Genomic DNA, 24,235 nt, shown 5'->3' on the forward strand with positions numbered 1-24,235 from the left:
TTCTTTTTCTGTGGTCTTGTGGGTTGTTGTTCGTCGCTCCCCACCACCTACCCCCCGCCCACGTGGTGGGTGTTGGCGGGTGGGCCAGGGCAGGCGTACGCGAGCCGGGCCACCGCCGTGATCACTTCGGCCAGCTGCTCTCGATGCCCTGGAGCACCGGGGCGGTCGGCTTGCCGTTCAGCCAGTCGATCATGCCCTTCCAGAACGTCCCCGCGCCGACGGCGGCCGGCATCAGGTCGGATCCGTCGAAGCGGAAGGTGCCCGTCTTGTCCTGCAGGATCTGGACGGACAGCTTGTCGATCGGGCTGGCCACGTTGGCGATGTCCAGCTTGTTGTTCGCCGTGACCCAGTTGCCGAGCTTCGCGCGGCTGTTCACGTACTCGCCGGAGGCGAGGTAGGTCTGCACCGCCTGCACCTCGGGACGGTCGGCGTACGCGACGACGAACTCGCCAGCGCCCAGGACCGGCTTGCCCTTGGCCGGGTCGATGGTCGGGAAGTAGAACGCGAACGCGTCCCCGTTCTCGTCCACCTTGGTGCCCTCGGGGAACTGGTTGGCGTAGAACGACGCCTGCCGGTGCATCGCGCACTTGCCGGTGGTCACCGGCAGACCCGCCTCCTGGAAGGCGGTGGTGGTGATGCTCTTGACGCCGCCGAAGCCGCCGTTGACGTACTTCTCGTTCTTGAGGATGCTGCCGGCGCGGTCGACCGCGTCGACGATCCTCGGGTCGTTGAACGGGATGGCGTGGGTGGTCCACTGGTCGTAGACCTCGGGGCCCTGCGTCCGCAGGATCACGTCCTCGATCCAGTCGGTGGCCGGCCAGCCGGTGGCGTCACCGGACTCGACGCCCACGCACCACGGCTTCATGCCGCTGGCGGCGATCTTGTCGCTCAGCGCGATGAGCTGGTCCCAGGTGGTCGGAACCTCCCAGCCCTTCTCCTTGAAGGTCTTGGGGGAGTACCAGACGAAGGACTTGACGTTCGCGCCGAGCGGCACGCCGTAGAGCGTTCCGTTGACGGTGCCGTACTTCAGCCAGTCGGCCGGCATGTTCTGCTCGGCCATGGTCTTGGTGTCGGCGCCGAGGGACTTCAGCTTGCCGGCGTCCGCGAACCGCTTCACGAGGCCCGGCTGGGGCACGAACGCGATGTCGGGGGCGTTACCGCCGTCGACCCGGACGGGGAGCTGCGCCTCGAACTCGCCGCTGCCCTCGTAGGCGATCTCGATGCCGGTGCAGTCGGTGAACTGCGACCAGGAACGCTCGAGCAGGTCGGCCTCGGCGTCACGGATGGACGCGTAGATCGAGACCTTCTTGCCGTCGTTGCCCTGATACTTCTCGTACGGGGCACATTCGGCGGAACCCGCCTTGTCGCTCTTCTTGTCATTGCCGGTACCGCAAGCGGTGGCGCTGAACGCCAGCCCGAGTACACCGGCGATCACGAAGGCCTGGCGTGGTCTGGTAAAGACCGCCATGCCGTCCTCCTTCCTAGCCGGCGTGGTCTCCGCTGGTGACCCGCGCCGGTCCGATTGGGCGTGCACACATGTAAGCGCTTGCATCAGGTCTGGTCCACCCCCAGTCAGACACGAGCGAGTAACAATCCCGAAACCTCGTGTCCGCCGGCTGGGCGCGTTCCCGGGCGCAGATCCGGCCTCTTCCGGAGACTGGCGATTTCTGTCAGGCTGGAGGCACCTCATCGAAGGTTTTGCACATAGGAGGAGCTGGATGCGTAAGCGGTGGATCAGCCTGCTGGTGACCGGCCTGCTCGTCGGAGGGGCCGTCGCGCCGGCGAGCCCGGCCCTGGCCGCGCCGAGCTTCAAGGTGCCGTTCCCGTGCGGTCAAGCCTGGTCGGGACAGACCCGGTCGGACCACAGCCCGGCGTACGCCGTGGACTTCAATCGCACCGACGACCTGGGCGACCCGGTGGTGGCGAGCGCGCCCGGCACGGTCGACCGGGTCACCGACCTCGGCGGCACCAGTTACGGCAAGTACGTCCGGATCGACCACGGTGGCGGTTACACGACCTACTACGCCCACCTCAACGGCTTCAACGTCTCGGTCGGGCAGACTGTCGGGTACGGCAAGGTGATCGGCTGGGTCGGCAGCACCGGCGGGTCCACCGGCCCGCACCTGCACTACGAGCAGCGCCTCAACGGCAACGACGTGCAGATCCGGTTCAACGGCGCCCTCGGCCTGTACTGGGGGACCAAGACCTACACCAGCGACAACGGTTGCTCGTCGGGCAGCGGTAACGGCACGGTCGACACCAGTGGCACGCCGCTGACCGTCCGCTCCGGCCCCGGCACCGGGTACGCCTCGGTGGGCACCGTCGCCGACGGCACCCGGGTGACCATCTCCTGCCAGACCAGCGGCACCACCGTCACCGGTACCTACGGCACCAGCTCGATCTGGGACCGCATCGGTAGCGGCCGCTACATCGCCGACGCGTACGTCTACACCGGTTACGACGGATACATCCCGAACGTGCCCCGCTGCTGACCTCTGGTGGTCTCCGGCGGGGTGACCCGCCGGAGACCGGTCGGGCGGTCAGGCGTTGAGCCGCCAGATCGACAGATTCAGCGCGGCGGCGAAGGTGACCCACGCCCAGTACGGCAGCAGCAGCGCGGCCGCGACCCGGGACACCCGGGCGAAGAGCACCACGGTGAGGCCGATCGCCAGCCACATCACCACGATCTCGGCGAACGCCAGCCCGTACCGACCCGCGCCGAAGAACAGCGGCGTCCAGATGGCGTTGAGCACGAGTTGGGCGGACCAGGCCCACAGGGCGGGGGAGAAGCCGACCCGACGCCAGACCAGCCAACCGGCGACCGCGATCAGCGCGTAGAGGACCGTCCAGACCGGGCCGAAGAGCCACGACGGCGGCGCCCAGTCCGGCTGGCGCAGGCTCGCGTACTCGTCGGTGGTGCCCCGCACACCGAGCCCGCCGATCGCGGCCGCGACGAAGACCGCCGCCGCGAAGGCGGCGAGCGCCCAGCGCGACCGCCGACCGGAGGCCGGCCCTGCCTCGCGAGATATCTCCATCGTCGAGATGTTTCCGCCCGGCGTCCGGTCAAACCCCAAAAAAGCGCCGGGGCCGCTGCGGCCGGTGCTTCTGTCGGGAGGACGAAGCTCCGGTCGCGGCGACCCCGACGGGTCCCGGTGTTCGTGAGGATGTGGTTATGGGGTACGAGCGTCAATTGAAGATGCTGACACCACCCGGGCCGACGAGCAGCCCGACGACGATGAGGACGATGCCCCACAGGATCTGCCGGCGGAACAGCGCGAGGATGCCGGCGACCACGAGTACGACTGCGAGAATCCAGAGAATCAGCTCCATGACCTCTGAATACCCGACCCTCCGATCGGGGAAACCTGCTCCGTGTCGAGTTGATCCCCAACATGAAAGACGCTGTACGCCTGCTTGATCACCGGGTGCGCCACGTTGCGGACGCGTACCCCGCCCGGGGTCATGCCGCGCTCGGTTCCGGCGTGCGCGTGCCCGTGCAGGGCCAGGGCGGTCGGCGCCGAGTCGATCGCCTGCCCCAACTGGTACGACCCCAGGAACGGGTAGATCTCCAGCGGCTCGCCGACCAGCGTGTCCGGGACCGGGGCGTAGTGCGTGAGCGCGACCAGCATGTCGCATTCCAGCGAGCGCAGGGCCTCTCCCAGGCGGTCCGCGCTCTCGTTGGTGGTCCGGACGAACGCCTTCATCTCCGGCTCGCCGAAGTCGCTCGCGCACCGGCCGGCGAAACCCCCGCCGAAGCCCTTGACCCCCGCGATGCCGAGCCGGCCGCCCGCACAGTCCAGGACGACGCCGTTGCCCTCCAGTACGGTGATGCCCGCGTCCTCGAGCACCTTCACCACCTGCGGCACCTGATCACACTGGTGGTCGTGGTTGCCCAGCACGGTGACCACCGGTACGGCGAGCCCACCGAACTCCTGCGCGACGCAGCGCGCCTCGGCCTCGGTGCCGTGCCGGGTCAGGTCGCCGGCCAGCAGCAGCACGTCGGCGCACTCCGGCAGCTCCTCCAGCGCCGGGCGGAACCGGCCGACCACGTCCTCGTCCAGATGCACGTCGCCCACGGCGGCGATCCGGATCACCATGAAACCTCCCTCAGGGCAGTTGCTCGATCTCCGTGGGCGCCTGGACGCGGATCACCCCGATGTCGCTGGTGATCGGCACGTCCGGGAAACGCTCCGCCACGAGACGCAGGATCTCCTCCCGCCGGTGCGGGCTCTCCACCTCGCCGTAAAGCACCAGGACGTCATCGCGTCGGATGACGGTGATCCCCTGTTCGGCGACGGCCGGATCCTCGGTGAGCGACCGTTGGATCTCCGCTTCGACGTACTCGTCGGGTGGCGCCGCGCCACCGGCCTGATCGTTCGTCACGGTGTCTCCTCTCCTGCCGGGGTGCCGGGCTCCGGCACCACCTCCAGCCGGTCCAGCAACACCAGGAACGCCTCTGCGTACGGCGAGTGCTGCGTCTCCTTGCGTACCCGTTCCCAGTCGATCTGCTCCCGTAGCGACCGGGCCAGCGGCAGGCCGCGGGCGAAGTCGCAGTAGTGCTGCGAGAAGCTGAGCAGCTTGTGCACCATGAGCTGGGTGGCGGACAGGACCGGCATGTGGATGGCGTCCACCGGCCGTACGACGGTGTCGGCGAACGTCTCCTCGGTCACCGGCGTCTCGATAGGCCGGTGGATCAGGTCCACCATCCGCTCCTCGTCGAAGACCTTGACGAGCCAGTCCTCCGGCGGTCGCTCGGCGCGGAAGCCGGCGGCGACCAGCGCCTCCAGCGACCGTTCGACGTCGGCCTCGCGAATGAGGAAGTCGACGTCGTGGTCGCTGGAGTGGCCGCCGTGGGCGTAGACGGCGAAGCTGCCGCCCAGGGCGAACGGGATCTCGGACTGCTTGAGCACGGCGGCGACCTTCTTCAGGGTGTGCACCAGACTCTCGTCCCCGCGCTCAGCCATCTGGATCTCCCGTCGGTCGTGTCGTGGTGGACAGGCGGTTGGATTCGAACTCCCGTACCCGGCATTCCGGTCGCCCACACCTGCTCTGGTCGCGGGCGGGTGCCAACCGGAGCAAACGGGAACAAAGATCGCAGGAAGCGGGCATCGGTCGGATAACCTGTCGAGGGTGGCCAGACCATCGGGGACGCGACGCCGCAAGGCCCGGTTGCGCACCGTCGCTCTGATCGGCATCGACGGCTCGGGCAAGACCACTCAGGCACACCGACTGGCGGACGCGCTCAACGCGGCCGGCCGCCCCGCGACGTACCGCCGCAACGCCAGCGGGCGTCGCTGGCTCGGGCGGCTCGCCCACCGTCTCGGCCTACCGGACGCGCAACGCCTCGTCGGGCGCGACGGCGTCCTCGCGGTGGAGTCCGTACTGCGCTGGCTGGCCATCGCCGCGGCCCTGCTCGGTTGCCTGTTCACTGGTCGGACGGCCGTCATGGACCGCTACTCGGCCTGCCAGTACGCCAGCATCCGCGCCCACGGCGGGCACCGCTGGGAACGACTGGCGCGGGCCGGCTACCGGCTGTTCCCGACGCCGCAGGTGACCTTCCTGCTCGCCGTCGACCCGGCGGAGGCCTACCGGCGCATCGAGGAGCGCGGCACCGACCACGAGTCGATGGGCTGGTTGACCGCGGCGGACACCGCCTACCGGACCCTGCCCGAGTACCCGAGCTTCGTACTCGTCGACGCGGGCCGGCCCGCCGAGGAGGTGACCGAGCAGATCCAGGCCCACCTGTCGTCCTGGCTGCCGTCGGACATCCGACCCGACCCGGCGCGGCCGTCGACCGGGACGCCACCGACACCGGATCAGGCCGGGCCCGGCGACGTGCCGCTGCTGGTTCAGGCGCGTCCGTAGACCGGAACGGTGGCCCCGCTGGTCGGCGCCGAGTCCGCCGAGGCGAGGAAACGGATCACCGGCGCGATCTCGGCCGGGCTGACCCACCGCGCGTGGTCGGCGTCGGGCTGCGCGGCCCGGTTCGTCGGGGTGTCGATGACGCTGGGCAGCACGGTGTTGCAGCGGACCCCGCGCGAGCGGTACTCCACCGCGACGGCGTTGGCGAAGGCCAGCACCGCGGCCTTGGCCGTGACGTAACCGGCCGCCCCGGCGAACGGGCTGACCGCCGCGCGGGCGGAGACGCACACCACCGCGCCGCCTCCGGCCGCCACCAGGTGCGGCAGCGCGGCCTGCGTGACCAGGTACGTGGGGCGCAGGTTGACGGTGAGCATCCGCTCGAACTCCTCGACCGGTGTCTCGTGCACCAGGCCGCCGCTCGCGTACCCGCCGACCAGGTTCACCACCGCCCGCAGCGGCGCCGCCGGATCGGCCGCGGCGGCCTCGACCGCCCGCGCCACGTCCGCCGGCTCGGTCAGGTCCGCGCCGAGCGAGACCAGCCCGTCCGCCGCCGGCTCCGACCCGGCGGGCCCACCCCTTCGTGGTACGACCACCCGCCAGCCCGCCTCGACAAAGGAGGCAACGACCGCGCCGCCCAACCCGCCGCCCCCACCGGTCACCACCACACTCCGCCCCACCATCCCCAAACGCTAACCCCCACCCCACCCCGGGTGGGGTGTCTGCTGAGAGCAGAGGGGGTGGGTTTTTCGGGGTGGGGCGGCGCAGGATCGGGGCATGGCGCGAATTCTGGTTCTTGGGGGTACCCGGTTTCTAGGTCGGGCGGTGGCTCGGCTCGCCGTCGCGCGGGGGCATGAGGTGACCTGCGCGGCGCGGGGCGTGTCCGGCGCCGTACCGGAGGGGGCGCGGTTCGTGTCGGTGGACCGCGACGACCCGGCGGCGCTGACGCCGCTCGCCGGTCAGGGTTTCGACGCCGTGGTGGACGTGACGCGCCAGATCAGCCACGCCCGGTACGCGCTCGCCGCGCTGGCCGACCACGTCGGCCACTGGTCGTTCGTGTCGACGATGTCGGTGTACGCGGACAACACGACCCCGGGTCTCTCCGCGGCGAACGCGCCGGTGTTGCCGCCTCCGCCGTCGGACGTGGACGGACCGGGCCCGGACTTCCGCTGGTACGGCGAGTGCAAGGTCGCCATCGAGCAGCTCGTCCGCGAGCGGATGGGCGTGGACAGGTCGTTCATCTGCCGGGCCGGGCTGATCGTCGGAGCCGAGGATTCGAGTAACCGCTTCCCGTACTGGGTGCGACGGCTGGCCCGTGGCGGCGAAATTCTCGCGCCGGGGGAGCCGACCGACCGGGTGCAGTTCGTGGACGTCGAGGACCTCGCCGGCTGGCTGCTGCACGCCGGCGACACCCGGCTCAGCGGCACGTACGACGGGAACGGGCCGACGATGTCCCGGGCGGAACTGCTGGCCGGGGTGGCCGCCGGGCTGGGCGTGGAGGATCCCCGTCTCACCTGGGTGGATCAGGACTTCCTGCGCGAGCACGACGTACGCGAGTGGTGGGGGGAGCGGGCACTGCCCCTGTGGGTACGGCTGCCGGAGTTCGCCGGCCTGATGGACCGGGACGTCTCCGCGGCGCTGGCCGCCGGGTTGGTCGTCCGTCCGCTCGCCGACACCGTTCGGGTGACGGCCGCCTGGATGAGGGCCGACCCGGGTGACGTACCGCAGGGTGGACTCGACCCGGCGGATGAGGCGGCGGTCCTGGGTGCGTGGCACGCTGTGCGAATGGCGTGATCCGGATCGTCGACACTTTCCCACCACGTACGGTGATGGTTGACGCTCACGCTTGGTGAAAGTAAGTTTCACCCGTGGCGAAGAGTCCGAAGATTTCTGCGAGTCACGAGCCTGGTGGACTGATCGTCCACATCAGCGGGCTTCTGCCGTCGTTGTCGCCCGCCGAGCAGCGGGTCGCCCGACTTGTCGTGTCCGACCCGGCCGCCGCCGCGCGGAGGACCATCACCGACCTCGCCACCGCAGCGGAGACATCGGAGGCGACCGTCATCCGGTTCTGCCGGTCGGTCGGGATGGACGGCTACCCGCAACTGCGCATCCGGCTCGCCGCCGAGGCCGCCCGTCGCGTCGAACCTCCGGACGCCCGGGTCGTCGGTGGTGACATCCCGCCCGGCGCGGATCTCGCCCAGATCATCGCCACCATCGCGTTCAACGACGCACGAGCTGTCGAGGAGACCGCCGAACAGCTCGACCCGGCCGTCTGCGAGCAGGTCGTCGAGGCGATCGCCGGCGCTGGCCGGATCGACATCTACGGCGCCGGGGCCAGTGGGTTCGTCGCCTCGGACTTCCAGCAGAAGCTGCACCGCATCGGCCGGATCGCCTTCTACTTCCCGGACGTGCACACCGCGCTGACCTCGGCCGCCCTGCTCGGTCGCGGCGACGTGGCAATCGGCATCTCGCACACCGGCACCACCTCGGACGTGATCGAGGTGCTGGAACAGGCCCGGACGCGTGGCGCGAGCACCGTGGCGCTGACCAACTTCCCGCGCTCGCCGATCACCGAGGTCGCCGACTTCGTCCTGACCACCGCGGCCCGCGAGACGACCTACCGCTCGGGTGCCACGGCCAGCCGTCTGGCGCAGCTCACCGTCGTCGACTGCCTCTTCGTCGGGGTGGCCGCCCGCAACCGGTCCCGGGCCCGCAAGGCCCTCGAGGCGACCGCCGAGGCGGTCCAGTCGCACCGGGTGGGCGCGAGCCGGAGGCGGGGATGACGCCCGGCTCGGTCGAGCCGGACAAGGACAAGGCAGCACCACCCACCCGCCCCACGGTCCGGGTGGCCGCGCCCACCGAGCGGCGTAACCCGCTCAGCGTCGACCTCGACCTGATGTCGACCCGGGACGTCCTCACCGTGATCAACGACGCCGACCGACGGGTGCCGGCGGCGGTCGCCGCGGTGCTCGACGAGATCGCCGCCACGGTCGACCTGGCCGTCGCGGCGCTGCGCGGCGGCCACCGGGTGCACTACTTCGGGGCCGGCACCTCCGGCCGGCTGGGCGTGCTCGACGCGGCCGAACTTGCGCCCACCTTCAACTCGCCCCGGGACTGGTTCTGCGCCCACCTCGCCGGCGGCCCGGACGCCATGCTGCGCGCCGTCGAGGACGCCGAGGACGACGACCGGGGCGGCGCGATCGAGGCGGCCGGCTGTGTGCGAGCCGGTGACCTCGTGGTCGGTCTGGCGGCCAGCGGACGCACCCCGTACGTCCTGGGGGCGCTCGCCGCATCCCGCTCCACGGGCGCCTCGACGGTGCTGCTCTGCGCCAATCCGGAGGCGGAGGCCGCCCGGTCGGTCGACGTGTTCATCGGGGTGGACACCGGACCCGAGGTGGTCACCGGGTCGACCCGGATGAAGGCGGGCACGGCGCAGAAGTTGGTGCTGAACGCGTTCTCGACCGCCGTCATGGTGCGCCTGGGGCGGGTCTACTCGAACCTCATGATCGATATGGTTGCCACCAACGCCAAGCTCCGGGGCCGAATGATCTCGATCCTGGTCGAGGCGACCGGGTGTTCCGAGGAGGTCTCCCGGCGGGCCCTCGGCGAGGCCGACGGCGACCTGAAGACGGCGCTCGTCACCCTGGTCTCCGGGGCCGAGGTGACCGCCGCGCGGGCCGCCCTCGCCCGCTCCGCCGACCAGGTACGCGGGGCCCTCGCGCTGCTCGCCTCCTGAGCGCGCCCCACCCGGGAAGCGAACGGGGCTCCGGATTGTTCATCGGGGCGGAGGGTAATAACACCTCGTGGATGAACCGACCGGTCCACCGCTGCGTATCTGGCAGTGACCAGGATCGCAGCGCGGTGGTGACCCGGGTCGCTGTGTCAGCGCGGCGGGCGGTGTTGCCTATGGTGCGGGCAATCGGCGATTCGTCGATCCGCCAACCCGTCCGAGGTGCCCAGCGGCGCGCCACCCGGCGGGTGCTGACAGCAAACATGGACCGTGCTCTCAGCAACTACTCAGGCATTCGTGACACTTTCGACTCACGAAATGGAACACCCGACACGTCTCATCTGTTGTGTAGGTGTCAGCACCGGTGGGCACAGCAGAAGTTACCAGGGCTGACCGGACGTGGGGAATGGCAAGGAACCGGGCAACCGGCGCGAGCGAGGGGACCGTGGGCAACGTGGACAAGAACATTGGCATGCGAACCGACGAGGTCGCCGAGGAGCGTGACCTGGTCGGCGTCTACCTGCACGAGATCTCCCGGACGCCACTGCTGGACGCCGCCAAGGAGGTCGATCTCTCCAAGGCGATCGAGGCGGGCCTCTACGCCGAGCACCTGCTCGGCGAGGATGCCGTTCCCGACGGTGTCGACCGGGCCGACCTGGATCGGCTGGTCGCCGAGGGTGAGCGCGCGAAGGACCTCTTCATCCGCGCCAACCTGCGACTGGTCGTGTCGATCGCGCGTCGTTACGTACGCTCGGGGATGCCCATGCTGGACCTGATCCAGGAGGGCAACACCGGCCTCGTCCGAGCGGTCGAGAAGTTCGACTACGAGCGTGGCTACAAGTTCTCCACCTACGCCACGTGGTGGATCCGCCAGGCCATCAGCCGGGCGATCGCCCAGCAGGAGCGCACCGTCCGGCTGCCGGTGCACCTGGTGGAGGACGTCAACCGGATGCGCAACGTGACCCGGCAACTCACCCGTGAGCTGGGCAGCGACCCGGAGCCGGAGCAGATCGCGGCATCGCTCGGGGTCACCGTCGAGCGGGTCAACGAGCTGCGCCGCTGGTCGCAGGACACGGTCTCGCTGGACACCCCGGTCGGCGACGACGGCGACACCAACCTCGGTGACCTGGTCGCCGACAGCGACGCGCCGTCCCCGGAGGACATCGTCCTGAGCGGCCTCGAGCGGCAGCGCATCGAGGGGCTGCTCAACCACCTCGACGACCGGTCCGCCGGCATCATGCGGGCCCGCTACGGCCTGGAGGACGGCCGCGAGCACTCGCTGACCGAGGTCGCGTCCCGCTTCTCGCTGTCCCGCGAGCGGATCCGGCAGCTCGAGATCCAGGCCCTCGGCCGGCTCCGCGAGCTGGCTCGGGCCGAGGGGCTGCAGGCAGCCTGACCTGGTAGTAATGACGGCGAACGGCCGGCGTCCGATAGGGGGACGCCGGCCGTTCACCGTCTAGCGGACCCTGCCGTACCCGTGGATCGACATCATGTTCATGCCGCGCTTGAGCACGTTGCGACCGGCGCTCGGCGCGTCGATCACCTGCCCGTCGCCCACGTAGAGCGCGACGTGCCCCAGACCGCTGTAGAAGATGAGGTCTCCGGGTCGCAGATCGCCTCGGCCGATGTGTGCGACCGCCCCCCACTGCATCCGCGCGCTGTGTGGCAGCGATCGTCCGGCCGCCCGCCAGGCGGCCAGGGTGAGCCCGGAGCAGTCGTAGCCGCCCGGCCCCTCACCTGCCCAGACGTACGGCTTGCCGATCGCGCCGAAGGCGTAGCGCACCGCCGCGCCGGCATCTCCGGCGACCGCCGGTACGTTTCGGGCCTCGGCCTCGGTCGCCTTGGGCGCGGGCCGCTCGGTGGCCGCCCCGTACGCCTGTCGGCGCAGCTCGTACAACTCGGCCAGGTCCTTCTCGATGCGCGTCTTGCCCGCCGCCAACTCGTGGGCCTGGGCGGCCTGCCGGGCCAGGGTGGCGTCCAGCCGATTCTTCTCGTCGAGCAGTCGCCGCTGGTTGTCGGTGAAGCCGGAGATGCGCTCCTGACGCTGTCGGGTCAGCTGGTCGAGGGTGCCGAGCCGGTCCAGCATGGCGGCGGCGCCGCCGGGCCGGAGCAGCGCGTCGGCGGTACGCAGACCGCCGCTTCGGTACGCGGTGTTGGCGAGTGCGGCGACGTCCGCCCGGCTCTGCTCGGCCTGCTGCTCGAGCGGGCCGATGCGGGCCTGTAATCGGGCCACCGCTGCTTTGTTGACCTTGATGTCCTCGGTGAGCTTGTTGTACGACTCCACGACCCGCTCCAGCTCGGCCGAGGACGTCTCGATCCGGCGGGTCAGGTCGGCGGGGGACGGCTCGGCGTGCGCCGCCGCCGTCGGGGCGATCAGGGCGGCCGACAGGCCGACCAGCGCCACGGTACGCAGCAGGGTTCTCAGGGATGACAAGAGCGAGAGGCTCCTCTCCCACGGCCGCCGACGGGGCTGCTGACGCCCTCGGCGACACCGGCCGGGGTCGTCCGGGTGGACGACACTGGGCCGGACCGGCTCGCCCAACCTAACCCGGGACGGTTGTGCTGCGCAGTTGAAGCAGGGGCGAATGTTGACCAAGTGGCAGGAAGTGCCACTGCGGAACCACAGCGTCAATGGGGCCGCCGACACGGGGGTGAAGGCTTCTGCGGCGCTTTTGCTTGCGATTTTGACCGATATGCGACTTTCGTCGTTCCCGGCGCATGCCGCCGGTTAACAGCGCGCCATACCCGATAAAAGGTGAAATGGATGCTGTTTCGCGACGATGTCGCCCGGACGGGTGAGCCGTCCGCTGCCGTAAATGCCCAGGTGCAGTGGCGGTGCCCCAACACAATGGAGCCCGGGGCCGGGAATCCCGTCATCGGCGGCTCACGCCGGTGGTCACGGGATCCGACCCGACAGACCGCACCCGCGGGAGGATCCGTGAATCGTGAAGGCGCAACGACGCGACCGCAACGAACGGTGCCCAGTGCCAGGTCCACGCTGCTCTACGCGCGACCCGGCATCATCGTCACCGTCGACCGGTTCACCGTCGGACGCACCAGCTACCGCATCCCCGACCTGACCAACCTGCGTACCACCCGAGGGCCGCACGACCGGATCGCCGTCCGGGCCGTCGTGACCACCGCCTCCATGATCGGCGTGGTCGGCCTGCTCCTCGGCTTCAGTGGCGGCCTACAGCGGTTGACCGCCGGGGCGTACCTCATCCTCGGAGCGGTCCTTCTGCTGCCGGCCACCCTCGCCCTCGTCGGTGACCGCTGGCGGCCACCGCCGTACGAGCTGTGGGGATGGCACCGGGGCGCGGAGGTGCTGCTCTTCAGCGCCGACGACGAGCGGCAGTTCGGTCAGGTCACCCGGGCGCTGCTGCGCGCCCGGGAGGTCAACCGGTACGGCGGTTGGGTCGACCCGGTCGCCTCGGCCGACCCCTGGCGGCCGAACCGCTGACCGGACAGCCCTCAGGGCCCCCGGTCAGCCGGCGACCGGCTCCGGCGTACGGGTGGCCGGCCGGTCGAGCCAGGCGGTGACGCGACGCTCGGCGTAGAACGAGACGAACGGCACGGTGCCGGCCAGCATCACCAGGAGCATCCGCTTCAGCGGCCAGTCGGCCCGGCGACTCAGGTCGAACGCGGCCACCAGATAGATCATGTAGAGGAAGCCGTGCGCCGGGCCGACGGTCTCCACCACCGTCGGGTTGTCGAACGCGTACTTCAGCGGCATCCCGATCACGACCAGCAGGATCAGCACCACGCCCACGATCCAGGCGATCACGCGGTACCGAGTAAGGGCTGCGCCCACTTCGTCCGTCCTTCTTCAGGCCCGGCTCAGCCGGGATAGTCACCGGGCCGGGCGCCCGGATTGGCGTTCAACCATGACAGGTAGTCGTTGTACGCGGCCAGCGCCGCGTCGTCACCGAGCGTCGCGTCGACCGGTGCCCTGGTCACCCGCACCGGTCGGCGTACCGCCGGTCGGGAGTCGGCGCTCGCGGCCGGGGCCGGCTCGTCGGCCGGAGCGCCGGGAGACACCGTGCCGCCCTGCGCGCCGCGCCGGGCCAGCCGCACCTCGCGCCACCAGACGTACACCACGAAGCCGGCGAAGATCGGCCACTCGACGGCGTACCCCCAGCTGAGGTTGTTGCCGGCGGTGGCCCGGCTGATCTGCCACCAGCCCAGCCCGAGGAAGCTCCCGACCAGCACGACCATGGCCACGTGACGTGCGATCCACGCCGGGGTCCAGAGCCACCTCATGGCGTCGAGGGTACCGGGGACGGCGGCGCTCTCCGACACGGTGTCGTAGCTGGCGCGCGGACGGGATGGTTTGGTGTCACCCGGGGTGGGCATCCGTCTAGGCGCCAGCCCAAACGAGACCAGGGGGGCGATGATGACCGGATCGGTACGCGAGGACGGGTTTGCGTCCAGCGGCGGTACGGAGATGAGCCCGGAGCAGCGGGTGCCCGAGTGGGACGGCGACCACTTCGCCGACCCCGGGGGCGCCGAACTCGACGGCGACGCGGTCGGCGTCGACCCGACGGAGCTGACCGACGACGATCTGATCCGCGAGATGCACAGCCTGCACCGCACCCGGCTGGACACGCTGCGGCACGCGGCGGATTCCGCGCTCGCGAACCATCTGCGGCGCACGGCGGATCTGGAGACCGAGTACCTGGCGCGCCACCCGGGCCGGGAGGTCGACCCGAGCCGTCTGCGGGACGCCTGATGGCGGCCCGAGCCGTGCGTGGCATGTCCGCGCCGCCCGAGGTGGTCTTCAACACGGCCACCGACCCGGCCCGAGCCTCGGCCTGGTTGCCCGCGCCACTGCGATCCGACGGGAGCCCTCCGGCCGAGGTCAGCGGGGAGGAGCTGCGGGCCCGCTGGGGTGACGCCGACTGGGCAGCCGAGATCCGGGTGGATCCGGCCGACTCCGGCGGCGCGCGGATCCAGCTCGACCTGACCGACGGCTCCGGTGCCGACCCGGACCAGTTGGCCGACGAGGCGCTGACCAACCTCGCCCGCGAGGTCGCCGACAACCTGCAGGCCGGTTGAGACACGCCGATCGTTCGGAACTTTCGTACCACGACGACATGGAAGGAGACCGGTGACCGACACTGGCCTGCGACAGAGGGTGGCGCGGCTGCGCCGGGCGTACGCGCCGCACGAGCATCGACCGCTCGGCGGCTACCTGGCGGCGATGGGCACCTACGCGGGCGTCACCGGAGCGCTCGCCGGCCTGGTCAAGGTGACCGGGCGGCCGGTACCCGAGCGTCCCGCCGTCGCCGATGTGGTGCTCCTCTCCATCGCCACGCACAAGCTCAGCCGGCTGCTGTCCAAGGACGCGGTGACCAGCCCGCTGCGGGCCCCGTTCACCCGATACGACCGGCCGATCGGCAGCGGCGAGGTGATGGAGCAGGTCCGCGACTCGGGCAGCTCCACCCGGCACGCCATCGGCGAGTTGCTGAGCTGCCCGTTCTGCCTGGCGGTCTGGGTGGCGACGGGGCTCACCGGGGGACTGGTGCTCGCCCCCCGGCTGACGCGTCTGGTGGCGACCGCGCTCACCGCCGTGGCAGCCTCCGACTTCCTCCAGATGGCGTACGCCTCGGCCCAGCAGGCCGCCGAGGGCGGACACGACGACTGACGAGCAGACGCGAGGAGGGGGCCGGCATCTGGCGGCCCCCTCCTGTCGTACGCGTCACCGCTGCATGCCGGACCAGCCGTGCGGCGACTCCGGCTCGCGCTCGTCCTCGTCCGCGCCCGTGATGATGTCGCGGTCCACCGCCGTGCGGTCGTGCTCGTTGGCGAAGTCCGGCTCGGGCGTGGTGTCCGTGCCCTCCGGCGGCTGGCCCAGCGCCGGGACCTTCTCCTCGTGGTTCTCGTGGTGCGTCATGGTGTCGTCCCTTCGCGTCGCTGGGCTCGCTGGCTGCGCTCGTTCCGCTCAGGCGACGCTGCCACCCAGCAGGTCGCTGGCCTCGTCCACCGCGTACTCGCCCTCGGGCAACGCGTCGATGCGGGCGAGCAGGTCCGGCGGGAGTTCGGCGGCGACCGCCTGGCGGTAGATCTCCGCCTGCTGGATGCGCTCCTGGCCCCGGAAGATGTCGTCCAGCAGGTCGTCGAGGGCCCGGGTGTCCGGCTCGTCGGCCACGGATGCGTCGTCGGTCACGTTGGTCAGCTACCCGGGCCGGAATCGGTCAAACGTCACGCCCTGCGCCTGCCCCGTGCCTACCGACAGCGCCGCCCCCGGCCTCGTGAGCCGGGGGCGGCGCTGGTGTCGGTGTGTAGGTCGCCTCTCGGCGAGTGGCGCGACGCGGCTCCAGCCGAACGGTATTCCGCGAGGGCTATTTAGGTGAGGCCCGGGGACACTGAGCACACCGACACCTCAGTTAACCAGGCCGCACCCACTCGTGTTCCGCGCACCGCAGTGCCGGCCGTCACACCCTCAGGCGGCGGTGGGCAGGGTGGCCCGGCGCGCGCGCACGGCGGTGGCCAGTGCGGCGAGCACCTCGGCGGTGTCGTCCCAGCCGAGGCAGGCGTCCGTCACCGAACGGCCGTACACCAGCTCGCGGGTGGGATCGAGGTCCTGCCGGCCGGGCAGGAGGAACGACTCCAGCATCACGCCGGTGATTCCGCGCTGGCCGGCGGCCAGTTGGGCGGCCACGTCGGCGGCGACCAGTGGTTGGTTGCGGTGGTCCTTGCCGCTGTTGGCGTGGCTGGCGTCGATCACCAGACGCTCGGGCAGCCCGGCGGCCCGGAGCAGGTCGAGCGCCCCCGCCACCGACGCCGCGTCGTAGTTGGGTCGACCGCCGCCGCCACGGAGCACCAGGTGACCGTCGGTGTTCCCCCGCGTGTGCATGATCGCGGGGGTGCCCGAGAAGTCGATGCCCGGGAACACGTGCGGCACTCCCGCGGCGCGGATCGCGTCCACGGCCGTGCCGATGCTGCCGTCGGGGCGGTTCTTCATGCCGATCGGCATGGACAGGCCGGAGGCGAGCTGCCGGTGCACCTGGCTCTCCACGGTGCGGGCGCCGATCGCGCCCCAGCCCACCGTGTCGGCGATGTACTGCGGGGTGATCGGGTCGAGGAACTCGCAGCCCACCGGCAGGCCGAGGCGCAGGACGTCGAGCAGCAGCGCACGGGCTCGACGCAGGCCGGTGTTGACGTCGCCGCTGCCGTCCAGCCCGGGGTCGTTGATCAGACCCTTCCAGCCGACCGTCGAGCGGGGTTTCTCGAAGTAGACCCGCATGACGATGAGCAGGTCGTCGGCGAGCCGGTCGGCGGCGGCGCGCAGGCGCTCGGCGTACTCCAGCGCGGCGGCCGGGTCGTGCACCGAGCACGGGCCGACCACCACCAGCAGGCGGTCGTCCTCGCGGTCGAGAACGCGGCTCACCGCGCGGCGGTCGTTCAACACGGCCGCGGCGAGCGGGGCGTCCAGGGGCAACTCGTGGTGCAGCAGGGCGGGTGTGGTCAGCGGCACGACGCGGTCGATCCGCTGGTCGCTGACCCGATCGGTCTCCGGGGTCGTCACGGTGGGCATCCTTTCGCCGACCGTGCCCGGGGCCGGTGCCCGGGACGAGCCGGCTGCTCGTACGCAGAGGGGCGGGAACGACAGCTCCTGCCCGGCCGGCTCGGTCCGTGGTGACGTCAGATCATGGTGAAGTCACCGGCGTGCCAGCCGGCTGCCTAAACCATGGATACGTCCTCATCACCGGGCCAGCCTACCCGACCGGGCCGGGCTCGCCCGTCCCTCGTCCCAGGATGCGGCGTGAACACCGCGTGCGAAGGTCGGGCCCGGGGTAACAGGGGTGCCATGACTGACGAGCAGAGCGATCAGGAGCGGGCGGAGTCCCGCGCCCACCACCTCCTTCCCGAGGAGGTCGCCGCGGGCAGTGACGATCCGCAGGCGCAGGCGGAGGCCATCCTCGCCGAATCGGACCTGCGCGAGGCGGACCAGAACGCGGCCCCCGACACGGTGCTGGAACGGCGTACCTCGGATCAGACCGTGGTGGCCGTCGAGCCGCCGGACCGAACCGTCGCGCCGCGGGCCCGGCGTGACCCCCGGTAGGTCTGCTCGCGCAGCCAGCCGAGCGGACCGGCCGCCCGCAGGCCGGCCGGCAGGTTGCGCACCGGGTCGAACGCGAGCGCGGCGTCCTGGCGGGCGTCCAGCGGGACGCCGATGCCGACCTGGCCGACCGGCCGCCACGGCCCCACGGCGGACGCGACCGCGAGCACCAGGCGCGGCGCGTCCGTCCGGGCCGCGGCCGTGACGGCGGACAGGGTACGACCGAGGTCGACCGCCTCCGGGTCGGCCAACGCGGCCAACCAGAGTCGGCGACGACCCGCGCGATAGCCCATGATCGTGCTGTACGTCCCGGAGAACCCCCGGCGGGGCAGTGGCAGGTTCCGCAGCACCGGAGCCGCCCCGCTGGAGCTGACCAGCAGGTCGAACGGACGCCCCTGGCCGGAGTGCACGCGCAGGGCCAAACCCAGCACGTCCGGCCACCCGCCCGGCGTCGGCGTCCCCCGGGACAGGCGGACCGTGCCCGCGTACTCACCGGGGTCGTCCAGGAGGCCGACCCCGACGGGCGGTCCGGGCGTACCCCAGATCGTCACCAGGGCGGAGAACGACGCGCCCGCCGGATGCAGCAACCGGCCGCGGCGCAGGCGGCCGAGCGCGGCGCTCGCGCGTTCGACGGCGCGGGCGGCGCGGCGTGGGGTCGGTCGGGTCATACCCCCTGCGGTACCCCGAGCGGCGGACTCGATGCGGGCGGGTGGGTCGGCTCGCCGACGCACCGCACGTCACCTTTCCGTCCGCGAGATCGGATAGCGTCGTGCCATGCCCGACAGTGGTTACCCCTGGCCCATCGAGACGTCCCGACTGGACAACGGCCTGCGTGTGGTGGTGAGCGAGGATCGCACCGCGCCCGCGGTGGCCGTCAACCTCTGGTACGACGTCGGATCCCGGCACGAGCCGGCCGGGCAGACCGGCTTCGCCCATCTCTTCGAACACCTCATGTTCGAGGGCTCGGTGAACGTGGCGAAGACCGAACACATGAAGCTGATCCAGGGCTCCGGCGGCTCGCTGAACGCCACCACCAACCCGGACCGGACGAACTACTTCGAGACGGTCCCGGCCGAACACCTGGAGTTGGCGCTCTGGCTGGAGGCCGACCGGATGGGCGGGCTCGTCCCGGCGCTCACCCAGGAGACGCTGGACAACCAGCGCGAGGTGGTCAAGAACGAGCGCCGGCAGCGCTACGAGAACGTCCCGTACGGGGACGCCTGGCTGCGGCTGCTGCCGCTGCTCTACCCGCCCGGGCACCCGTACCACCACTCGACGATCGGTTCCATGGCCGACCTGAACGCCGCCGACCTCGCGACCTTCCAGGCGTTCCACGAGATGTACTACGCGCCGAACAACGCGGTGCTCACCGTCGTCGGCGACGCCACGGCCGCCGAGGTGTTCGCGCTGGCCGACAAGTACTTCGGCGCGTTGCCCGCCCGCGACGACATCCCCGCCGCCCCGGACGGCCGCAGCGTCCCGGCGACCGGGCAGCCCGCCGTGGAGACGGTGAGCGCCGACGTGCCCGCGCCGCGCGTCTACGTCGCGCATCGCGGCCACCCGTTCGGCACCCCCGGGTACGACGTGCTCACCGTCCTCGCCACGGTCCTCGGCAGTGGTCGGGGCAGTCGGCTCTACCAGCGGCTCGCCGACGGCGAGCGGATCGCCCAACCCGACCTGGTCGGCGCGTACGGGGTGGACCTCGCGCACGCGCCCGCGCCGCTGATCGCCACCGCCACGGCCCGGCCCGGGGTGAGCGCCGAACGGCTGACCGAAGGGCTCGCCGAGGTCGTCGACGAGCTGGCCACCGTGCCGGTCACCGCCGCCGAACTGGACCGGGCCAAGGCGCTGCTGAGCACCGCGTGGTGGCGGCAGATGTCGACGGTGGACGGCCGCGCGGACACGCTCGGCCGGTACGCCACCCAGTTCGGCGACCCGGCCCGGGCCGCCGACCGGCTGCCCGCCTGGCTCGCCGTGACCGCCGAGCAGATCGCCGAGACGGCCGCCGAGGTGCTCGGCGCCGCCGACCGGGTGACCCTGACCTACGTGCCCGAGGAGACCGCATGACGCTGATCACCGACCGTCCCGGCCCGGGTGCCGCTCGCCCGTACCGGTTCCCGCCGGTGGTCCGCCGCGCGGTAGGCGGCGGGCAGGTGGTCGCCGCGCACCTGCCCGGGCAGAACCTCGCCGTCGCGCTGCTGCTGCTCGACGCGGGCGCCGGCCGCGAGCTGGCCGGTAAGGAGGGCTTGGGCGGCGTCCTCGCCAAGGCCATGGAGGAGGGCACCGCGCAGCGGGACGCCACCGCGTACGCGCTGGCCATCGAGGCGTTGGGCACCGAACTGGTGACCGGGCTGGACTGGGACTCGTTCCAGGTCAGCGTGCAGGTCCCGGTGGACCGGTTGACCGCCGCCGTGGAACTGCTCGCCGAGGCCGTCCGGACGCCCCGGCTCGACCCGACCGACGTGCGGCGGGTCCGCGACGACGAGGCGAACGCGCTGCGCATGGACTGGGCCAACCCCGGTCCGCGCGCCGACGCCGCGCTGCGCGCCGACCTGTTCGGCGCCGACACGCGGTGGGGACGACCGATGTACGGCGACCCGGACTCGGTGGCCGCCCTGGACGTGGAGGACATCACCGTCTTCCACTCCGAGTGGTTCCTGCGGCCCGGCACCCTGGTCGTCGCCGGTGACCTGGACCGGATCGACCTGGACGCGCTGGCGGCCGCGGCGTTCGCCGGCACCGGAGGCGGTCCGGCCGAGCGCGGCGGTCCGGTCGAGGTGCCGCTGCGCGCCGGCCGGCGGATCATCCTGGTGGACCGGCCGGGCTCGGTGCAGTCCACGCTGCGGCTCGGTCACCCGTCGCCGCACCGGGCGCACCCCGACCACGTACCGATGACCCTCGCCGGCACGGTCCTCGGCGGGGCGTTCACCTCCCGGCTCAACCACCTCATCCGCGAGGTGCGCGGATACACGTACGGCATCCGGGGCGAGTTCGCCTCGTCCCGCCGGTTCGGCCGGTTCGCGGTCAGCTCGGGTGTGCAGACCGCGGTCACCACGCCGGCCCTGGTCGAGGCGGTGGGCGAGATCGCCCGTACGCAGGCGGACGGCGTGACCGAGGACGAGCTGGCGGTGGCCCGTTCCTGGCGGGCCGGGCAGCTCTCGGTCGAGTTGCAGAGCCCTCGGGCGATCGCGTCGGCGCTGACCACGCTCGTGGTGCACGACCTGCCGGACGACTACCACGCCCGGCTGCGCGAGGAACTGCTCAACGCCGACGTGGACCAGGTGTCGGCGGCAGCGGCCACTCACCTGCACACCGACGCGCTGACCCTGGTGGTCGAGGGCGACGCGGCAGTGATCCGAGAAGACCTGGAGTCCGCAGCCCTAGGAGACCTACACCTGCTGTAGACGCGTTGATCAAGAGGTTTGCGTCGGATTGCACGCGCTTCCTGACGCAAACCTCTTGATCAACATGCCGGGCGCGGTCCGGTGTGAGGTGGGACCCGGGAGGTGGGAAAGGGGTCCCGGTTTCGGGGGTGGGGTGGGTAGCCTCCGGGGCATGAGGATCGGCATTGTGGGGGCCACCGGCCAGGTCGGTGGCGTGATGCGGCAGGTGCTGGCGGAGCGGGAGTTCCCCGCGGAGCAGGTGCGATTGTTCGCCTCGGCGCGTTCCGCGGGGCGTACGTTGCCGTGGCGCGACGAGGAGGTGACCGTCGAGGACGCCGCGACGGCGGACTACTCCGGGCTGGACATCGTGCTCTTCTCGGCCGGTAAGGGCACGGCCAGGGAGTTGGCTCCCCGGGTCGCCGAGGCCGGCGCCGTGGTGATCGACAACTCGTCGGCGTTCCGGATGGACCCGCTGGTGCCACTGGTGGTAGCCGAGGTCAACCCACACGCCGCGGCCGACCGCCCGAAGGGCATCATCGCGAACCCCAACTGCACGACGATGGCCGCGATGCCGGTGCTGCGCCCGCTGCACGCCGAGGCCGGTCTGATCGGCCTGGTCATCTCGACGTACCAGGCGGTCTCCGGCGCCGGGCTGGCCGGCGTCGCCGAACTGGACGAGCAGGTCCGCAAGGTCGCCGAGCACGCCTCGGCTCTGGCCTTCGACGGGTCGGCCGTGGAGTTCCCCGCGCCGCGCTCGTTCGCCGAGCCGATCGCCTTCAACGTGCTGCCGCTGGCCGGCTCGATCGTCGACGACGGCTCGTTCGAGACCGACGAGGAGCAGAAGCTCCGCAACGAGAGTCGCAAGATCCTGGAGATCCCCGACCTCAAGGTGTCCGGCACCTGCGTCCGGGTGCCGGTCTTCACCGGCCACTCGCTGCAGATCAACGCCCGCTTCGCGCGGCCGATCACGCCGCAGCGGGCCCACGAGCTGCTGGCCGACGCGCCCGGCGTCGCGCTCACCGCCGTGCCGACGCCGTTGCAGGCCGCCGGGCAGGACCCGACCTACGTGGGTCGCATCCGCGCCGACGAGACCGTCGAGTACGGGCTGGCGCTGTTCTGCTCCAACGACAACCTGCGCAAGGGCGCGGCGCTCAACGCCGTACAGCTCGCCGAGTTGGTCGCCGCCGAACGGCGCTGAGGATCACCGTCCCCTGCGGGCCCGGCCGGTCACGGTCCGGGCCCGCAGTCGGTGATGAGCGCCGGCACATCGGGAGCGGGACCGTGCCGGTCGTGTTTGGATGGACGAAGCCGACCGCGCCACCTGGAGGAAGTTGTGCCGGAGAACCCCAACCAGCAGGCGTTGACCGACCTGGTCGCCGGTCGTTCGATGGGCGTTCTCGCCACCATCAAACGTGACGGGCGACCGCAGCTGTCCACGGTGGTCTACTCGTTCGATCCCGCTGCCGGCCTGATCCGGGTATCCGTCACCGACGGCCGGGCCAAGACCGCCAACCTCCGTCGGGACCCGCGCGCCAGCTTCCACGTCAGCAGCGAGGACGGCTGGGCGTACACGGTCGTCGAGGGGCGTGCCGAGCTGACCGCCACGGCGGCCGACGTCGAGGACGCCACGGTCGAGGAACTGGTCGGGCTCTACCGGTCGTTGCGCGGCGAGCACCCGGACTGGGCCGAATACCGCAGCGCCATGGTTGCCGAGCAGCGGCTGGTGCTGCGCCTGCACGTGGAGCGGATGTACGGGATACCGCCCCGCTCCTGAGGGATCGCCGGCGGCTGCCGGCTCAGCCCGGCTCGACCACGGTCACCCCGGGCCAGCGATGCGCGGGCCGGTGACGGGCCAGCCGCTGTCGGGACCGCGCGACGTCCACCCGGGCCGGGTTGTGCCGCCACACCCCGCCGAGCAGGTCCGCGAGGCCGTACGGGGCGCAGACCTCCAGCTCACCACCCGCCGCCAGGCGCACGGCCACGGCCGTGGCGTACTCCGGCCAGGTGGCCACCGCCTCGGCGACGCTCCGGTACGGCGCGATCGGGTCACCGCCAAACTTCGAGGCGTACCAGGTGTGTACCGCCGCCTGGTTGCGCGCCTGCCACGGTGCAGCCGACCAGGCGGCGACCAGACGGTCGGTGGCCCGCTGGTCGTCCTCGCGGGACAACCTCGCCGGGTCGAAGAAGACCACGTCCACGTCACGGACGGTCGTCGGGTCGAACCCGTCGCCGTACCGCTCGCCCCAGACCAGGTCGCGCAGGGCGCCCGCGCCGATCCAGGCGTCGGGTAGGCCGGAGTCGCGGACCACGGTCAGTGCCCGGGTCAGCCAGGCGTTGCCGCCGATCAGCTCCCGCAGCTCACGCTCACCCGTCAGCACCTCGTCCACGGTAGGCGGCGTCGCCGAGGCTCGCTGCCCCGCGGCACCTTCCCGCTGCTGCCGATGTTCTACACCCTGACCAGCAGTGGTCTCTGCTGTCCGTGCCGCCTGGGTCGGCCACCCGGATAGCCGGTCGACCGATGGTGTTACCCCCTGCGGAGCGGCGGGTAGACGGGCCGTGCCGACACCGAGAGGGGAGCACCATGACAACGGTCGGAGAGTTCATGACGACCCGGTTGGTGACGATGGACGGCAACGACACGCTGATCGCCGCCGCGCAGGAGATGCGCGACAGCGCCATTGGTGACGTGGTGGTGACCGATGGCGACAGTGTCGTCGGTATCGTCACGGACCGGGACATCACGGTCCGGGGTGTCGCGGAGAACATGGACCCGGGCTCGACCCGGCTGAACCAGATCACCAGCCGCGATGTGATCACGGTGAGCCAGTACGACGACGCGGTGTCCGCCGCCGACCTGATGCGTACCTACGCCGTACGCCGGCTGCCGGTGGTCGACGAGGGCCGCCTGATCGGCCTGGTCTCGATGGGCGACCTCGCGGTCGAGCGTGAGCCGCAGTCGGTGCTGGCCGACATCAGCGCCGACGAGCCGAACAACTGACGCACGCAGCACAAGAGCGCCGGCCCTCCCATCCCGGAAGGGCCGGCGCCCCCCTACCCCCCCACCCCCACCCCCACCCGCCCCCTCCCCGCCCTCAGCCCGCCCCCGGCCGGCTCCCAGCCCGCCCTCGGTCCGCCTCGCCCCGGTGATCAAGAGGTTCGCGTCACGACACGCCGAGAACGGTGACGCGAACCTCTTGATCA

31 protein-coding genes are annotated in these 24,235 nt (G+C 71.5%); 16 read left to right on the top strand and 15 right to left on the bottom strand.

All coding sequences use genetic code 11. The annotated features are described in order from the left end of the window. Window positions 1-121: 121 nt before the first annotated feature. Window positions 122-1,468, bottom strand: a complete 1,347-nt coding sequence (locus AB0B55_RS27160) for an ABC transporter substrate-binding protein (RefSeq protein ID WP_357134762.1) — start codon at window positions 1,466-1,468, stop codon at window positions 122-124. 250 nt (window positions 1,469-1,718) lie between these two features. Here AB0B55_RS27160 and AB0B55_RS27165 point away from each other — a divergent pair, with 250 nt between their 5' ends. Then, window positions 1,719-2,492: a peptidoglycan DD-metalloendopeptidase family protein gene (locus AB0B55_RS27165; protein WP_357174665.1), complete on the top strand. Its 774-nt coding sequence runs from the start codon at window positions 1,719-1,721 to the stop codon at window positions 2,490-2,492. 48 nt (window positions 2,493-2,540) lie between these two features. On the opposite strand, the gene AB0B55_RS27170 is transcribed toward AB0B55_RS27165, so the two are convergent. From AB0B55_RS27170 to AB0B55_RS27190, 5 genes are all read right to left on the bottom strand, one after another. Beyond that, the gene (locus tag AB0B55_RS27170; RefSeq protein ID WP_357174668.1) at window positions 2,541-3,035 is read right to left on the bottom strand and encodes a TspO/MBR family protein; all 495 of its coding nucleotides are present in this window, start codon (window positions 3,033-3,035) and stop codon (window positions 2,541-2,543) included. Between the two features lie 151 nt (window positions 3,036-3,186). After that, window positions 3,187-3,330, bottom strand: coding sequence for a GPGG-motif small membrane protein (locus AB0B55_RS27175; protein ID WP_007464364.1), 144 nt, complete (start codon window positions 3,328-3,330; stop codon window positions 3,187-3,189). Beyond that, window positions 3,321-4,097 carry a metallophosphoesterase gene (locus AB0B55_RS27180; RefSeq protein WP_357174670.1) on the bottom strand — a complete coding sequence of 259 codons (777 nt, stop codon included), beginning with the start codon at window positions 4,095-4,097 and terminating at the stop codon, window positions 3,321-3,323. Before AB0B55_RS27180 ends, AB0B55_RS27175 begins: the two co-directional genes overlap by 10 nt. A gap of 10 nt (window positions 4,098-4,107) precedes the next feature. Further along, complete coding sequence (locus AB0B55_RS27185; RefSeq protein ID WP_357134767.1) at window positions 4,108-4,383, bottom strand: hypothetical protein; 276 nt, start codon at window positions 4,381-4,383, stop codon at window positions 4,108-4,110. Next, the gene (locus tag AB0B55_RS27190; RefSeq protein ID WP_357174673.1) at window positions 4,380-5,195 is read right to left on the bottom strand and encodes a nucleotidyltransferase; all 816 of its coding nucleotides are present in this window, start codon (window positions 5,193-5,195) and stop codon (window positions 4,380-4,382) included. The genes AB0B55_RS27185 and AB0B55_RS27190 overlap by 4 nt, the downstream gene beginning before the upstream one ends. Here AB0B55_RS27190 and AB0B55_RS27195 point away from each other — a divergent pair. Continuing rightward, a complete protein-coding gene (locus tag AB0B55_RS27195; protein WP_357134771.1) occupies window positions 5,131-5,865 on the top strand; it encodes a thymidylate kinase in 735 nt (244 codons plus the stop codon). The genes AB0B55_RS27190 and AB0B55_RS27195 overlap by 65 nt on opposite strands. Here AB0B55_RS27195 and AB0B55_RS27200 read toward each other — a convergent pair. Then, complete coding sequence (locus AB0B55_RS27200; RefSeq protein WP_357174676.1) at window positions 5,850-6,542, bottom strand: SDR family NAD(P)-dependent oxidoreductase; 693 nt, start codon at window positions 6,540-6,542, stop codon at window positions 5,850-5,852. The genes AB0B55_RS27195 and AB0B55_RS27200 overlap by 16 nt on opposite strands. A gap of 94 nt (window positions 6,543-6,636) precedes the next feature. On the opposite strand from AB0B55_RS27200, the gene AB0B55_RS27205 reads away from it, so the two are divergent. From AB0B55_RS27205 to AB0B55_RS27220, 4 genes are all read left to right on the top strand, one after another. Next, window positions 6,637-7,653 (top strand): NAD-dependent epimerase/dehydratase family protein, encoded by a 1,017-nt coding sequence (locus AB0B55_RS27205; RefSeq protein ID WP_357134773.1) that lies wholly within the window; start codon window positions 6,637-6,639, stop codon window positions 7,651-7,653. 74 nt (window positions 7,654-7,727) lie between these two features. Continuing rightward, window positions 7,728-8,642: a MurR/RpiR family transcriptional regulator gene (locus tag AB0B55_RS27210; protein ID WP_357134775.1), complete on the top strand. Its 915-nt coding sequence runs from the start codon at window positions 7,728-7,730 to the stop codon at window positions 8,640-8,642. Next, window positions 8,639-9,595 (top strand): N-acetylmuramic acid 6-phosphate etherase, encoded by a 957-nt coding sequence (murQ, locus tag AB0B55_RS27215; protein WP_357134777.1) that lies wholly within the window; start codon window positions 8,639-8,641, stop codon window positions 9,593-9,595. Before AB0B55_RS27210 ends, murQ begins: the two co-directional genes overlap by 4 nt. 400 nt (window positions 9,596-9,995) lie before the next feature. Further along, window positions 9,996-10,985 (top strand): sigma-70 family RNA polymerase sigma factor, encoded by a 990-nt coding sequence (locus tag AB0B55_RS27220; RefSeq protein ID WP_355052221.1) that lies wholly within the window; start codon window positions 9,996-9,998, stop codon window positions 10,983-10,985. Between the two features lie 60 nt (window positions 10,986-11,045). Here AB0B55_RS27220 and AB0B55_RS27225 read toward each other — a convergent pair whose 3' ends face one another. Then, complete coding sequence (locus AB0B55_RS27225) at window positions 11,046-12,023, bottom strand: NlpC/P60 family protein (protein ID WP_357174679.1); 978 nt, start codon at window positions 12,021-12,023, stop codon at window positions 11,046-11,048. A gap of 543 nt (window positions 12,024-12,566) precedes the next feature. Here AB0B55_RS27225 and AB0B55_RS27230 point away from each other — a divergent pair. Then, window positions 12,567-13,049 carry a DUF6232 family protein gene (locus tag AB0B55_RS27230; protein WP_357134781.1) on the top strand — a complete coding sequence of 161 codons (483 nt, stop codon included), beginning with the start codon at window positions 12,567-12,569 and terminating at the stop codon, window positions 13,047-13,049. Between the two features lie 24 nt (window positions 13,050-13,073). On the opposite strand, the gene AB0B55_RS27235 is transcribed toward AB0B55_RS27230, so the two are convergent. Together AB0B55_RS27235 and AB0B55_RS27240 are read right to left on the bottom strand one after the other, a co-directional pair. Further along, a complete protein-coding gene (locus AB0B55_RS27235) occupies window positions 13,074-13,400 on the bottom strand; it encodes a DUF3817 domain-containing protein (RefSeq protein ID WP_355052224.1) in 327 nt (108 codons plus the stop codon). A 26-nt stretch (window positions 13,401-13,426) separates the two neighbouring features. Further along, window positions 13,427-13,849 (bottom strand): hypothetical protein, encoded by a 423-nt coding sequence (locus AB0B55_RS27240; protein WP_357174682.1) that lies wholly within the window; start codon window positions 13,847-13,849, stop codon window positions 13,427-13,429. A 130-nt stretch (window positions 13,850-13,979) separates the two neighbouring features. Here AB0B55_RS27240 and AB0B55_RS27245 point away from each other — a divergent pair, with 130 nt between their 5' ends. The 3 genes from AB0B55_RS27245 to AB0B55_RS27255 are packed head-to-tail and all read left to right on the top strand — an operon-like array spanning window position 13,980 to window position 15,233. After that, window positions 13,980-14,318: a DUF6158 family protein gene (locus AB0B55_RS27245; protein ID WP_357134784.1), complete on the top strand. Its 339-nt coding sequence runs from the start codon at window positions 13,980-13,982 to the stop codon at window positions 14,316-14,318. Next, the gene (locus AB0B55_RS27250; protein WP_355052227.1) at window positions 14,318-14,644 is read left to right on the top strand and encodes a hypothetical protein; all 327 of its coding nucleotides are present in this window, start codon (window positions 14,318-14,320) and stop codon (window positions 14,642-14,644) included. Before AB0B55_RS27245 ends, AB0B55_RS27250 begins: the two co-directional genes overlap by 1 nt. 52 nt (window positions 14,645-14,696) lie before the next feature. Continuing rightward, complete coding sequence (locus AB0B55_RS27255; RefSeq protein ID WP_357134787.1) at window positions 14,697-15,233, top strand: DUF1360 domain-containing protein; 537 nt, start codon at window positions 14,697-14,699, stop codon at window positions 15,231-15,233. 54 nt (window positions 15,234-15,287) lie between these two features. Here the strand turns inward: AB0B55_RS27255 and AB0B55_RS27260 are convergent, their stop codons facing one another. From AB0B55_RS27260 to AB0B55_RS27270, 3 genes are all read right to left on the bottom strand, one after another. Then, complete coding sequence (locus tag AB0B55_RS27260; protein WP_357174685.1) at window positions 15,288-15,482, bottom strand: hypothetical protein; 195 nt, start codon at window positions 15,480-15,482, stop codon at window positions 15,288-15,290. Between the two features lie 48 nt (window positions 15,483-15,530). Further along, window positions 15,531-15,755 carry a hypothetical protein gene (locus AB0B55_RS27265; RefSeq protein ID WP_357134790.1) on the bottom strand — a complete coding sequence of 75 codons (225 nt, stop codon included), beginning with the start codon at window positions 15,753-15,755 and terminating at the stop codon, window positions 15,531-15,533. Window positions 15,756-16,031: 276 nt separating this feature from the next. Further along, window positions 16,032-17,126 (bottom strand): 3-deoxy-7-phosphoheptulonate synthase, encoded by a 1,095-nt coding sequence (locus tag AB0B55_RS27270; RefSeq protein ID WP_357174688.1) that lies wholly within the window; start codon window positions 17,124-17,126, stop codon window positions 16,032-16,034. 273 nt (window positions 17,127-17,399) lie between these two features. On the opposite strand from AB0B55_RS27270, the gene AB0B55_RS27275 reads away from it, so the two are divergent. After that, entirely contained in the window at window positions 17,400-17,654 is a 255-nt protein-coding gene (locus AB0B55_RS27275; protein WP_357174691.1) for a hypothetical protein, read from the top strand. On the opposite strand, the gene AB0B55_RS27280 is transcribed toward AB0B55_RS27275, so the two are convergent. Next, window positions 17,585-18,319 (bottom strand): phosphodiesterase, encoded by a 735-nt coding sequence (locus AB0B55_RS27280; RefSeq protein ID WP_357174694.1) that lies wholly within the window; start codon window positions 18,317-18,319, stop codon window positions 17,585-17,587. The two genes, AB0B55_RS27275 and AB0B55_RS27280, sit on opposite strands and share 70 nt — an antisense overlap. A 106-nt stretch (window positions 18,320-18,425) precedes the next feature. On the opposite strand from AB0B55_RS27280, the gene AB0B55_RS27285 reads away from it, so the two are divergent. The 4 genes from AB0B55_RS27285 to AB0B55_RS27300 all read left to right on the top strand — a co-directional run bounded on the left by AB0B55_RS27285 (window position 18,426) and on the right by AB0B55_RS27300 (window position 22,808). After that, window positions 18,426-19,718 carry a pitrilysin family protein gene (locus AB0B55_RS27285; RefSeq protein ID WP_357134795.1) on the top strand — a complete coding sequence of 431 codons (1,293 nt, stop codon included), beginning with the start codon at window positions 18,426-18,428 and terminating at the stop codon, window positions 19,716-19,718. Continuing rightward, window positions 19,715-21,055 carry a pitrilysin family protein gene (locus tag AB0B55_RS27290; RefSeq protein ID WP_357134797.1) on the top strand — a complete coding sequence of 447 codons (1,341 nt, stop codon included), beginning with the start codon at window positions 19,715-19,717 and terminating at the stop codon, window positions 21,053-21,055. The genes AB0B55_RS27285 and AB0B55_RS27290 overlap by 4 nt, the downstream gene beginning before the upstream one ends. Window positions 21,056-21,206: 151 nt before the next feature. Continuing rightward, the gene (locus AB0B55_RS27295; RefSeq protein WP_357174697.1) at window positions 21,207-22,232 is read left to right on the top strand and encodes an aspartate-semialdehyde dehydrogenase; all 1,026 of its coding nucleotides are present in this window, start codon (window positions 21,207-21,209) and stop codon (window positions 22,230-22,232) included. A 135-nt stretch (window positions 22,233-22,367) separates the two neighbouring features. Next, on the top strand, window positions 22,368-22,808 hold the full coding sequence (locus tag AB0B55_RS27300) for a PPOX class F420-dependent oxidoreductase (RefSeq protein WP_357134800.1): 441 nt from the start codon (window positions 22,368-22,370) through the stop codon (window positions 22,806-22,808). Between the two features lie 22 nt (window positions 22,809-22,830). On the opposite strand, the gene AB0B55_RS27305 is transcribed toward AB0B55_RS27300, so the two are convergent. Continuing rightward, window positions 22,831-23,412, bottom strand: coding sequence for a nucleotidyltransferase family protein (locus AB0B55_RS27305; protein WP_357134802.1), 582 nt, complete (start codon window positions 23,410-23,412; stop codon window positions 22,831-22,833). Between the two features lie 203 nt (window positions 23,413-23,615). Between AB0B55_RS27305 and AB0B55_RS27310 the strand changes: the two genes are divergently transcribed. After that, the gene (locus AB0B55_RS27310; protein ID WP_355052239.1) at window positions 23,616-24,032 is read left to right on the top strand and encodes a CBS domain-containing protein; all 417 of its coding nucleotides are present in this window, start codon (window positions 23,616-23,618) and stop codon (window positions 24,030-24,032) included. Window positions 24,033-24,235 lie beyond the last annotated feature (203 nt).

Origin of the sequence: Micromonospora sp. NPDC049107, from assembly GCF_040648595.1 — a bacterium.
In the GTDB taxonomy this organism is placed as follows: domain Bacteria; phylum Actinomycetota; class Actinomycetes; order Mycobacteriales; family Micromonosporaceae; genus Micromonospora.

Coding starts and splice junctions, on each gene's coding strand:
- AB0B55_RS27160 (WP_357134762.1), bottom strand. CDS start 1,468: ATGGCGGTCTTTACCAGACCACGCCAGGCCTTCGTGATCGCCGGTGTA.
- AB0B55_RS27165 (WP_357174665.1), top strand. CDS start 1,719: ATGCGTAAGCGGTGGATCAGCCTGCTGGTGACCGGCCTGCTCGTCGGA.
- AB0B55_RS27170 (WP_357174668.1), bottom strand. CDS start 3,035: ATGGAGATATCTCGCGAGGCAGGGCCGGCCTCCGGTCGGCGGTCGCGC.
- AB0B55_RS27175 (WP_007464364.1), bottom strand. CDS start 3,330: ATGGAGCTGATTCTCTGGATTCTCGCAGTCGTACTCGTGGTCGCCGGC.
- AB0B55_RS27180 (WP_357174670.1), bottom strand. CDS start 4,097: ATGGTGATCCGGATCGCCGCCGTGGGCGACGTGCATCTGGACGAGGAC.
- AB0B55_RS27190 (WP_357174673.1), bottom strand. CDS start 5,195: ATGCCGATCAGAGCGACGGTGCGCAACCGGGCCTTGCGGCGTCGCGTC.
- AB0B55_RS27200 (WP_357174676.1), bottom strand. CDS start 6,542: ATGGTGGGGCGGAGTGTGGTGGTGACCGGTGGGGGCGGCGGGTTGGGC.
- AB0B55_RS27205 (WP_357134773.1), top strand. CDS start 6,637: ATGGCGCGAATTCTGGTTCTTGGGGGTACCCGGTTTCTAGGTCGGGCG.
- murQ (WP_357134777.1), top strand. CDS start 8,639: ATGACGCCCGGCTCGGTCGAGCCGGACAAGGACAAGGCAGCACCACCC.
- AB0B55_RS27220 (WP_355052221.1), top strand. CDS start 9,996: ATGGCAAGGAACCGGGCAACCGGCGCGAGCGAGGGGACCGTGGGCAAC.
- AB0B55_RS27240 (WP_357174682.1), bottom strand. CDS start 13,849: ATGAGGTGGCTCTGGACCCCGGCGTGGATCGCACGTCACGTGGCCATG.
- AB0B55_RS27245 (WP_357134784.1), top strand. CDS start 13,980: ATGATGACCGGATCGGTACGCGAGGACGGGTTTGCGTCCAGCGGCGGT.
- AB0B55_RS27250 (WP_355052227.1), top strand. CDS start 14,318: ATGGCGGCCCGAGCCGTGCGTGGCATGTCCGCGCCGCCCGAGGTGGTC.
- AB0B55_RS27260 (WP_357174685.1), bottom strand. CDS start 15,482: ATGACGCACCACGAGAACCACGAGGAGAAGGTCCCGGCGCTGGGCCAG.
- AB0B55_RS27270 (WP_357174688.1), bottom strand. CDS start 17,126: ATGCCCACCGTGACGACCCCGGAGACCGATCGGGTCAGCGACCAGCGG.
- AB0B55_RS27275 (WP_357174691.1), top strand. CDS start 17,400: ATGACTGACGAGCAGAGCGATCAGGAGCGGGCGGAGTCCCGCGCCCAC.
- AB0B55_RS27280 (WP_357174694.1), bottom strand. CDS start 18,319: ATGACCCGACCGACCCCACGCCGCGCCGCCCGCGCCGTCGAACGCGCG.
- AB0B55_RS27285 (WP_357134795.1), top strand. CDS start 18,426: ATGCCCGACAGTGGTTACCCCTGGCCCATCGAGACGTCCCGACTGGAC.
- AB0B55_RS27290 (WP_357134797.1), top strand. CDS start 19,715: ATGACGCTGATCACCGACCGTCCCGGCCCGGGTGCCGCTCGCCCGTAC.
- AB0B55_RS27295 (WP_357174697.1), top strand. CDS start 21,207: ATGAGGATCGGCATTGTGGGGGCCACCGGCCAGGTCGGTGGCGTGATG.
- AB0B55_RS27310 (WP_355052239.1), top strand. CDS start 23,616: ATGACAACGGTCGGAGAGTTCATGACGACCCGGTTGGTGACGATGGAC.